Origin of the sequence: Candidatus Cloacimonas sp. (assembly GCA_035403355.1) — a bacterium.
Lineage (GTDB): Bacteria > Cloacimonadota > Cloacimonadia > Cloacimonadales > Cloacimonadaceae > Cloacimonas.
This window is the reverse complement of the sequence record DAONFA010000003.1, coordinates 153361-162701: the sequence shown is the minus strand read 5'-3', so window position 1 is coordinate 162701 and position 9341 is coordinate 153361. Positions and strand designations below refer to the sequence as shown.

Here is a 9341-nt window from a genome sequence, read left to right as displayed (position 1 = left end):
CGGAGGGTTGGCGTCCTCGCCAACCAAAAAAATCCGGAGGGTTGGCGTCCTCGCCGACCAAAAAAATCCGGAGGGTTGGCGTCCTCGCCAACCAAAAAAATCCGGAGGGTTGGCGTCCTCGCCAACCAATAAAAATTTGGTATGGGATGAACAGGATAAAAGGGATTTTAGGGATAAAAAGAGCGCACGCAGATTACGCAGATTTCACAGATAAAAAAGAATAGCTCTCACAGATTACACAGATTACACAGATAATATCGTTTTTATAGCGAAAATGGATATGGCAATAAGTTAGCTGGCAAATTGCGAAACCGTTGCCGATTTTTATACTGCACATTAATCCTTGCTTAGTTGAATCTTTTATGCTTCTGTAAAGCTCCTTAAACGACTCCTTAACAAAGTTAATGTATCGTTAAAGAGTCATTAAAGAGGCGTTAAAGAAATGAGCAGGCAACAGGTAGTTAAACTAAGTCCACAAGGTAATTTAGTAAATCAAGATAATGGGCAGTATAAAAATAGATAAATGACAGGAGCATCGCTTGTGTCTTGTGATTTCATTTACTATAAAGCTGCTACTTTCATAATGTTAGGAACTATGAGATCATCAATGAAAGGTTCTATTGCCAGCTGAATATTTTCCAATATCCGAACAACAAGATATTACTTACTTTATATTTATGTCCACTATTTTCAGGACACTTCAATTCTATTTTTGGTTGGCGAGGAGCCAACCCTCCTATTCTTTTAGGTTGGCGAGGACGCCAACCCTCCGGATCTTTAGGTTGGTGAGGACGCCAACCCTCCGGATTTTCATCTGTGAAATCTGTGCAATCTGTGAGAGTTTTTTTTATCCCTAAAATCCCTTTCATCCTGTTCATCCCATACCTATTATCTTTTAGGTTGGCGAGGACGCCAACCCTCCGGATCTTTTGGTTGGCGAGGACGCCAACCCTCCGGATTTTTAATCTGTGAAATCAGTGTAATCTGTGAGAGTTTTTTTTATCCCTAAAATCCCTTCCATCCTGTTCATCCCATACCTATTTTCTTTTAGGTTGGCGAGGAAATCAATCCTACGGATTTTTATCTGTGAAATCTGTGAAATCAGTGTAATCTGTGAGAGCTATTTTTTTTCAATCGTTAATAATAGCCAGTTTGCCTTTTTTAATATTTCCGGCATCATCAGCAACTACAAAAAAGTAAATCCCGCTACCGCATTGTTTTCCTGCAGCATTTTTTCCATCCCATTGAAAACGGCAAAGGGCATTTTCTTCCAATTTAATTACTAAAGCACCCGCACTATCATAAATTCTACATTCTGCTTTTCCCGCAGGCAAATTATCCACAGGTATATTTACAATCTGCAAATAGGGTTGAACAGAAGGTCTGAAAGGATTGGGAAATGCTTTCAAATTTTGCAGCGTAGTAGGAATTTTAACTGTTCTACCTATTTTTAAGGAATTGAAACCATCCGGGGTTCCAATAATCAAATTCCCGGCAACGGGATCAAAACCCAAACAAGTTATGTAATTGGAAATAAGAGGATATTTGGGATAGAAATAATTAGTGAACCTTTCTGTATTGGGATCATACATAGAAAGTCCGTTTTCCATACTGCCCAGCCAGATCCGATTTTGGGCATCCAGAAAAATACAGGTGGGAGTTGTTCTTACAGAACCGAAAAGACGTTCTTCATCCACATAATAAAGAATATCGTTTTCCCAAACATTTAAATAGGTGTTAAATTTATAGCGTTTAATCATAGTATCATAACGATACCAGTTAACTTCATTCCACATAAAAACACCTGTACTTGCGGCAATCCAATGCTGCCTTCCTTCATAAGGTGTATCAATTGTAACTACTCCATAAACAACACAACTGTTTAAATCGGAAGTGGGAGGAATTATCCAATGCGCCCCTCCCGAAACAGGAAGAGAATTATGATTCCAGATAGTAAGTCCGCGATCGTCATTAGTTCCGATAAAATATTTATCTCCGCTGTAATAACTATAAAGGAGATGATTAAAAACAGTATTGGGAGGAGAAAAACGAGACACAATTTGGAAATTCATATCCAAAACATTAACTTCGCCATCCGAACACATCACCATCATTAATGAATCTCCTGCTGGATAAATACCTCCAATTGTGCTGGTGGTTAAACGATAGGAAGGATTAGGATTATAGGCACCCCAGGATTGTGTTTCATTATTATAATAGCGGATACCATCTCTCGTAATATGCACCCAGATATTACTATCTTCATCAAAAACGCTGAGACCTTTTTCCCAGCCGGAAGGGCTGTTTGTATTATCCCAGGTGGCAAACCATTTTCTGTTCAAAGGATCAACTGCAATGCCCAAAATATTATCTGTATGAATAGGACTGTTATGAATGTTCAAGGTTGACCAGTTGCCATTGGCTAATTTACTTACTCCCATTGAACCCTTACGCACAGGAAAATTAGAAATATAACCACTGGCAAACCACAAGTTATAGTTATTATCAGTAACAACTTGAGCAATTCTGGGAAAACCAATGCTGACCGGATTATAATTACTCCAGGAATCTGCTTCCCTACAATAGATACCTTCTCCCCAGCTGCAAAGATAAATTTTACCGTTCAAGTCCACAATTCTGCTAATTGGACTATAGCCAAGCCCGTTATTCTCTTTCAAAAGATGGGTATTGGTATTATTTTCTATCAAAGTTAAAAGCGAATCGGTAGTATTAGTATAACTTAAAATAGCTTCATCCCAATCGGCATAAGAAATCCATAAACGAGCTTGGGAATCCAAAAGAACGGAAGAGACATTTTTTCCGGTAAGCATATTGGCACTACTGTAAGTTATCCAGGAACCGTTTTCCATATTCAAAGGATGCAGATAAACCTTATCATATAAACCAATTACAATGCTTTCGGAATTGGCAGAAAGCTTTGGATTGCCTCCGCTTAAAACAGGACTATTTACTCCGCTAATTGTTTTCCAGGCAGAATCATTATCCAATTGCTCCAGGGGAATATAGCTAACTCCATCGGTTGTAGCTACAAAAAGAATTCCTGTTTCCGTTAATAACATATCCACAATATTATCTCCAACCAGTCCTCCGGAAGTATTGGCAACGGTATATTGATGCAACATCAAAGGAAAGGCAACCTCCGGCAAATAATAAAAAACGGCAAGACCTGCAGAAGTTGCCACCAGAATTGTGGATTGATGTTCAATAATTCTGGTTACCTTTAATGACGGCAAACCTAAATCACTGCCAAGATTCTGAAACCCCTGCTGACTTAAAATAGAAATTCCGTTATCCGAAGAACCCATCCATAAACTACTGGAAAAATCAATATAGGAAAGGGTTCTGATGTCATTAGAGACCAATCCGGTCCCTTTTTGGTATATTTTCTTTTCCGTGTAAGCGTTTAAGCTGGAGGAATCATTTCCCGGACTCAATTGTAAAACTCCACCCCAGGTAGCAAGATAAAGATCATTACCTTTGGCAGATAAATCGTAAATATGATTTGTATTAGTAGATATTGTCCAATTCTGTGCAGGCAGATAAACACATACCAGTATTGCTGCAAGCAGTAAAATCCTTCTCATCGTTTTCGCTCCTGTCGCATAATTAAATAGGCAATCACAACCATCATGGCAAAAAGCCCTAAAAGCAAAGAAAAAACAATCTTTTTGGAAGAAAAGGAAAAGCCGATGGCAATAAGTCCAAAAAGCAAGGTTACTAAATATATTATAATCGCAATTGTCTTTTGAGAAAAGCCAAAATCCAACATCGTATGATGAATATGCTCTTTATCGGAATGAAACATATCTCCGTAATGCAAACGCCTGAAAACAGCCAGCACAAAATCAATTAAAGGAACAGCCATCACCGTTAACGGAACCATCAAAGTTATAGAAGTTATTCCTTTAAATTGGGAAGTTCCCGCTGTGGAAATTGCAGCTATATTCAGCCCGATAAATAAAGACCCCGTTTCTCCCATAAAAATTTTTGCCGGATAGAAATTATAACGCAGAAAAGCTAAATTTCCCGCCAGTAAAAAAGAAGAAATAGCAATTACCAGCTGATTCTGTTCTTTGATGCCAATTACAATTAAAACGGCACTTACAATAATCGTTATTCCACAAGCTAAACCATCTATACCGTCAATAAAATTGATAGCATTGATTACTATTAAATACCATAAAACAGTAACCGGAAAGGATAACCACCCCAAAATAAAGTGCGCTCCGAAAGGATTAGTCAGATACAAAACCCGATAGCCAAATAAATACATAATAATGCCTAAGGTAATTTGCCACAAAAGTTTATAAGGAGGAGGACTTTCAAAACGATCATCCCAAACTCCAAAACATAATGCCAGAACTCCTACTCCTGAAAGCTCTAAAAGCATATTACCCGGTTCTGAATTTCCGCTGATCAAGCCAAAAGTTGCCTGGGCTAAAATAATAGGCAAAGCAAAACACAAACCACCTGCTTCGGGAATTGGCATTTTATGAATTTTACGCTCATTCGGATGAGCAATGAGCTTTAATTTTGTGGAAATTTTCACATTAAGCGGGAATAACAAATGCGTGCACAGATGAATTATAACCGCTTCAATTATAATCAGTAAGTATATGTTTATCATCGTTGTTCTCTATTATTTAGCTGAAAGATAAAGTTCTCTGTAAGCATTAACCATTTTCTCATAAGAACAAATTGCGGCGATCTTTTTTGCTGCTTCCTTGCCTTTCCGATACGCGGTCTCAAAATCCTGGGCTATTTCTATAAAGGTCTTTGCCAGCTCTGCATTATTATCTAAAGGAACAATATAACCTGTTTGGCTATCCACCAATTCCAAAAGAGAAGGCAGGTCGGAAACAATTATCGGCAACCCTGAATGCATTGCTTCAATGATGCTGAAAGGCATCGCTTCCCAACGCGAATAGAGAACAAAAACATTGAAGACCTTCAACCAGGGCAAAACATTTTTATCCCAACCCGGAAGCAATATCCGCTCGTCCAAACCGTAACTGTGAATAATGGCTTTACACAATTCATAATATTCACCCTCACCCAAATAGATGAATTTTAATTTTTGCTCCTGTAAACAGGCATTACAAGAAGCAGTTATTAAATTGATTACATTTTTTTGAGGACAAAACCTTAAAGTGGAACCAATAATAATTTCCTGTTCCGGTTTTTTTCGGTTTTGGGCAATTTCCTGTAAGGCAGTTGCTAATGTTGGAGGAAGTGCATTGTAAATAGTAATTGCTTTTTCCGGTTTGATTAAGCCCATCTTTAGGGATTTCAACCGATCAGAATTATTCACGAAAATATTGTAATCACCCAACCGGTTGCCAATCCTTTCTAAAGTAGTAAAGAACTTGTAAGTTATCGGTTTTTGCTGTTCCAGAAAAGGAAAAGTATGTGTTGTATGAATAATTAACGGAACTTTACCTAAACGGGCAGCTAAACGACCTAAAAATCCTGGCTTGGAAGCATTGGTATGCACAATATCAAAACGGTGCTTTTTAATTATATATAGTAAGTGGAAAAAGGTAAAGATGTCCCCAAAGCATATCTGATGACGAAAAGTAGGCAAAGGAATATATTGATAACCCCTGGCTTTAATTTCGTCCACAAATTCACCATTCGGCTTACAGGCAACCTGGACATCAAATTCATTGCTATCCAAGCCATCCAATAAATGCAAAGAAAATCTCTGCACCCCGGATAGTATTGGCAGTAACTGTATATGCAATACCTTTTTCATCTCTATCCTTTTATCTTCGGAAGAACGACGTCCTCGTCGTTCATAAAACCCGGAAGAACGATTTCCTCGTCGTTCATAAAATCCGGAAGAACGACTTCCTCGTCGTTCATAAAACCCGGACGAACGATGTCCTCGTCGTTCATATAACCCGGACGAACGACGTCCTCGTCGTTCACAAAATCCGGAAGAACGACGTCCTCGTCGTTCCACTTCCAACCGCGCTATTTCTTTACCCCCAAATTTCACATTAACCCATTCTGGTTGATGAGGACATCAACCTTCCTGTTCTCTTTTTGGTTGATGAGGACATCAACCTTCCTGTATCTCTTTTTGGTTGACGGGGACATCAACCTTCCTGTTTTTTTATCTGTGTAATCTGTGTAATCTGTGAGAGCCCTTTATCTTTTTTATCCTGAAAATCCCTTTCATCCTGTTCATCCCATACCTATTCTCTTTTTGGTTGATGAGGACATCAACCTTCCTGTTTTTTTTATCTGTGTAATCTGTGTAATCTGTGAGAGCCCTTTATCTTTTTTATCTGCGTCATCTGCGTAATCTGCGTGAGGTTTTTTCATTTCCCTTCCACCACGATCACCGCTATAGAATCCGCTTTGACATTCGTAAATTGTACTTGGTTTCCCATCACCTTTGCCGGCATTTCAGCTACTTCTTTAATTTTTGGATTTCCATGCAAGCACAGCGTAAAACTATCCAAATCGTCCGGAAACATCAGACAAATCTGATCTTCGCTTTCATTGATTGTCACCCGGTTTCTTTTTTCCCACCAGTCAACTAATTCACCTGCCGTAGCCAGATAGGTCTTTCCACTTTTGATCAGTGCCAAAAGATAAGGATAAAGTTTATTCATATAGCTGATATTGCTGAAACTGGCAATCGTGAAATCCATACTGAAAATGCTATGAGTGCGCACTGCATTTTGGAAGAACTTTTTCAGTTGGTGTTTAGCATCTTCCAGTTGCAGATAGTTATGTTTATTAATCTTCAAATATTCATCACGATAAATTGTAGGCAATTCCCAATAATCCATTTTAGTTCCGTTTACCCAGGGTTGCCAGGGTAAGCTCATTCCGTTTTTGTATCCGGGAAGTGATTGAAACGCTGTGCTCTGGCTAAAAGCAGGAGAAATTTTGTTTTGTAATTCCCGGATTGTGTTATTGATTTTATAGTTCAGTTGCCTAATTCCCAGTTTTTCTTTACCCAGCAGATGCAGAAGAATTTGTTTGCGGGTTAAATAATCATCCTGATTAAGCTTATCAGCAGTTGCCAAAAGACCTATTTCATTTCCGCTATGCAAGATTTTCTGAATTTCTTCCTGCAGATCAGGATCTTCCAGAGAGTAATCAATATCTTCATTTGCCTCGGTTGCCAGATAGTATGTGCTACGACAATTGGAGTCCTTTTCCTGATTTAAAAACTCATCAAAATTCCAGTTAAGCTCGTAGTTAGTAAAAAGATATTGAAGTTTACCTTTCAGCGTATGTGCCAATTGTTTCCAGCGAAAAGTAAATAACCTTGCCAAATCGTCAGGGAGGGAAAGGATTAGCGAAGAGGCATTCCATTTTTGCAAATCATCTATACTATGTGATAAAAGCACAGCTGCTTGTTGAGCCGAGGGCCATAATAACTTTTGAGCAATGCAAGTATTTTTAGCGCGGCAGTGTTCTTTGATCAGCGAATCTACCAGCCACAGCAAATTATCTACAATTGGTGTTTCTCGATAGTTGTAAAAAACACTGGCACTATCAGGATAATAGCCATTTTCCATTGAGCCGGCATCACTACTTTCTTCCAGATTGCTCAAATGCAAAAAGATGTTACCCACCAAGTCAAAATTGATTTTTCCTCCGCTAATGTCACTTTCCGTATAATTTTCCGCAGGGTATTCAAATTTGCGGGCTGAAACAATAGGCGTTATATTCAGTAACTTTATTTCCCGCATACATCTACGCAAACGGTCTGCACTGTATGCTTTGTTGTCAAAAAAATCCGGATCGCAGGGAATGAAAAATGTGATATAATGCTTAGCCAGACCTTTTAATTCTTCAGGAGTTGGCTCTGTGTAACCATATATCAGCAAAATATCGTTTGCTTTCAGCTCTTCCAGCTCTTCCAGAAAACGAAAGTTATAACCCAGGGTCTGGAACATAAAGCCAAACACATATTTTATTTCCCTTGTCCACCGACTTACTTTACTGTCTATTACTATAGATATCATCTTCTTTATTTACCAGCTATTACCTTTTTTTACCTTTTTCTCATTAACCTAATCTGCGTCAAGTTAAATCCTTTTTTTGATCCTTTTATTTATCCTTTTATCAACCTTCCTCTTTGCCCTTAATCACAATCATTTTTTATCTGTGTAATCAGTGTAATCTGTGAGAGGTATTTTTTCTCTCCGCTCTCCGCCCTCCGCCATCAGCTAATATAATCCTGTTCATCCCCTACCTATTCTCTTTTTTTATCTGTGCAATCTGTGTAATCTGTGAGAGAATTATATTTTTTTCCACATAGCTAACCTCTTATCCAACTTTATCTTATCTTTCTCTCCTCTATCCCAGTTCACTCTAAATCTCGTTTCCCATGCAAAAAATATATTGACAGCTCCAGCCCCAATTTCAATTATGAACTCAATTATGAAAAATATAAACGAGAGTATTATAAAACTATGGCTAACATACCGATAAAATACAGGACAGCAAAGAACTTTAGACATAATCAATATGACTTCTCAGTTACCTCATCAAAGGGTAATTTAGAAGTCAATTTTTTTATCTGCTCTGCATTTTATCCTTCTGCACCTGCTTTTTATCCTTCTGTACCAGCTTTTTGTCATACTGCTCCTACTTGTTGTCATTCCTTACTTGAAACGAAATCTATTCCCTTTTAGAATATAATACTCTACCAGCCATATCTTTTAACGCCTTATGCAACCCAGAATGCATAAGCCACGGGGCGAAGCTGTAGGCAGTACTGGAGTTCAAAGTTCAAAGTTCAAAGTGCAGAAGTGCAGGAGTTCAAAGTTCAAAGTGCAGAAGTGCAGGAGTTCAAAGTTCAAAGTGCAGGAGTTCAAAGTTCAAAGTGCAGGAGTTCAGTTGTGAAGATAGAAAGTTTTTCAGATATTGAAGCATGGAAATAAGCGCGAATTTTCGTAGCTGATGTTTATCATATTTTTTCAGAAGGTAATTCACAAAAAGATTTCGGTTTTAGAGATCAGATTCAAAGAGCATCCGTTTCTATTATGTCCAATATAGCCGAGGGTTTTGATAGTGGTTCAAAGAAATCATTTCTTCAATTTCTAAGTTATTCTTTTCGTTCTGCTTCTGAAGTTGAATCCCTTTTGTATGTTGCTTTAGATATTCATTATATAGATTTAAATCAGCACAATGAACTAATGTTAAAACTAAATAGTATCAAAAGATTGATTGGCGGTTTTATCCGTTACCTTAAGAACTCTGAACACCCCAACTAAGAACTTTGCACTTTGAACTTTGAACTTCCGCACTCTAAACTCTCTAACTCTATATTTTTTAACTTCTATTAATTA

General features: G+C 38.0%; 9 protein-coding genes. 2 read left to right on the top strand and 7 right to left on the bottom strand.

What is annotated here, in order from left to right; all coding sequences use genetic code 11:
* Positions 1-224: hypothetical protein (locus PLE33_02050; protein ID HPS60031.1), on the top strand; the 224-nt coding region annotated here is incomplete at its 5' end.
* A 393-nt stretch (positions 225-617) separates the two neighbouring features.
* On the opposite strand, the gene PLE33_02045 is transcribed toward PLE33_02050, so the two are convergent.
* The 7 genes from PLE33_02045 to PLE33_02015 form a co-directional block, all read right to left on the bottom strand.
* Positions 618-869 carry a hypothetical protein gene (locus PLE33_02045; GenBank protein ID HPS60030.1) on the bottom strand — a complete coding sequence of 84 codons (252 nt, stop codon included), beginning with the start codon at positions 867-869 and terminating at the stop codon, positions 618-620.
* Positions 870-1130: 261 nt separating this feature from the next.
* Positions 1131-3605, bottom strand: coding sequence for a hypothetical protein (locus PLE33_02040; protein HPS60029.1), 2475 nt, complete (start codon positions 3603-3605; stop codon positions 1131-1133).
* Entirely contained in the window at positions 3602-4648 is a 1047-nt protein-coding gene (locus PLE33_02035; GenBank protein HPS60028.1) for an MraY family glycosyltransferase, read from the bottom strand. Before PLE33_02035 ends, PLE33_02040 begins: the two co-directional genes overlap by 4 nt.
* Positions 4649-4660: 12 nt before the next feature.
* Positions 4661-5776, bottom strand: a complete 1116-nt coding sequence (locus PLE33_02030) for a glycosyltransferase (GenBank protein ID HPS60027.1) — start codon at positions 5774-5776, stop codon at positions 4661-4663.
* A 2-nt stretch (positions 5777-5778) separates the two neighbouring features.
* Positions 5779-5952, bottom strand: a complete 174-nt coding sequence (locus tag PLE33_02025; protein ID HPS60026.1) for a hypothetical protein — start codon at positions 5950-5952, stop codon at positions 5779-5781.
* Between the two features lie 258 nt (positions 5953-6210).
* A complete protein-coding gene (locus PLE33_02020) occupies positions 6211-6351 on the bottom strand; it encodes a hypothetical protein (protein ID HPS60025.1) in 141 nt (46 codons plus the stop codon).
* A complete protein-coding gene (locus PLE33_02015) occupies positions 6348-8012 on the bottom strand; it encodes a hypothetical protein (GenBank protein HPS60024.1) in 1665 nt (554 codons plus the stop codon). The genes PLE33_02020 and PLE33_02015 overlap by 4 nt, the downstream gene beginning before the upstream one ends.
* A gap of 927 nt (positions 8013-8939) precedes the next feature.
* Here PLE33_02015 and PLE33_02010 point away from each other — a divergent pair.
* Complete coding sequence (locus PLE33_02010; GenBank protein ID HPS60023.1) at positions 8940-9266, top strand: four helix bundle protein; 327 nt, start codon at positions 8940-8942, stop codon at positions 9264-9266.
* Positions 9267-9341: the final 75 nt, after the last annotated feature.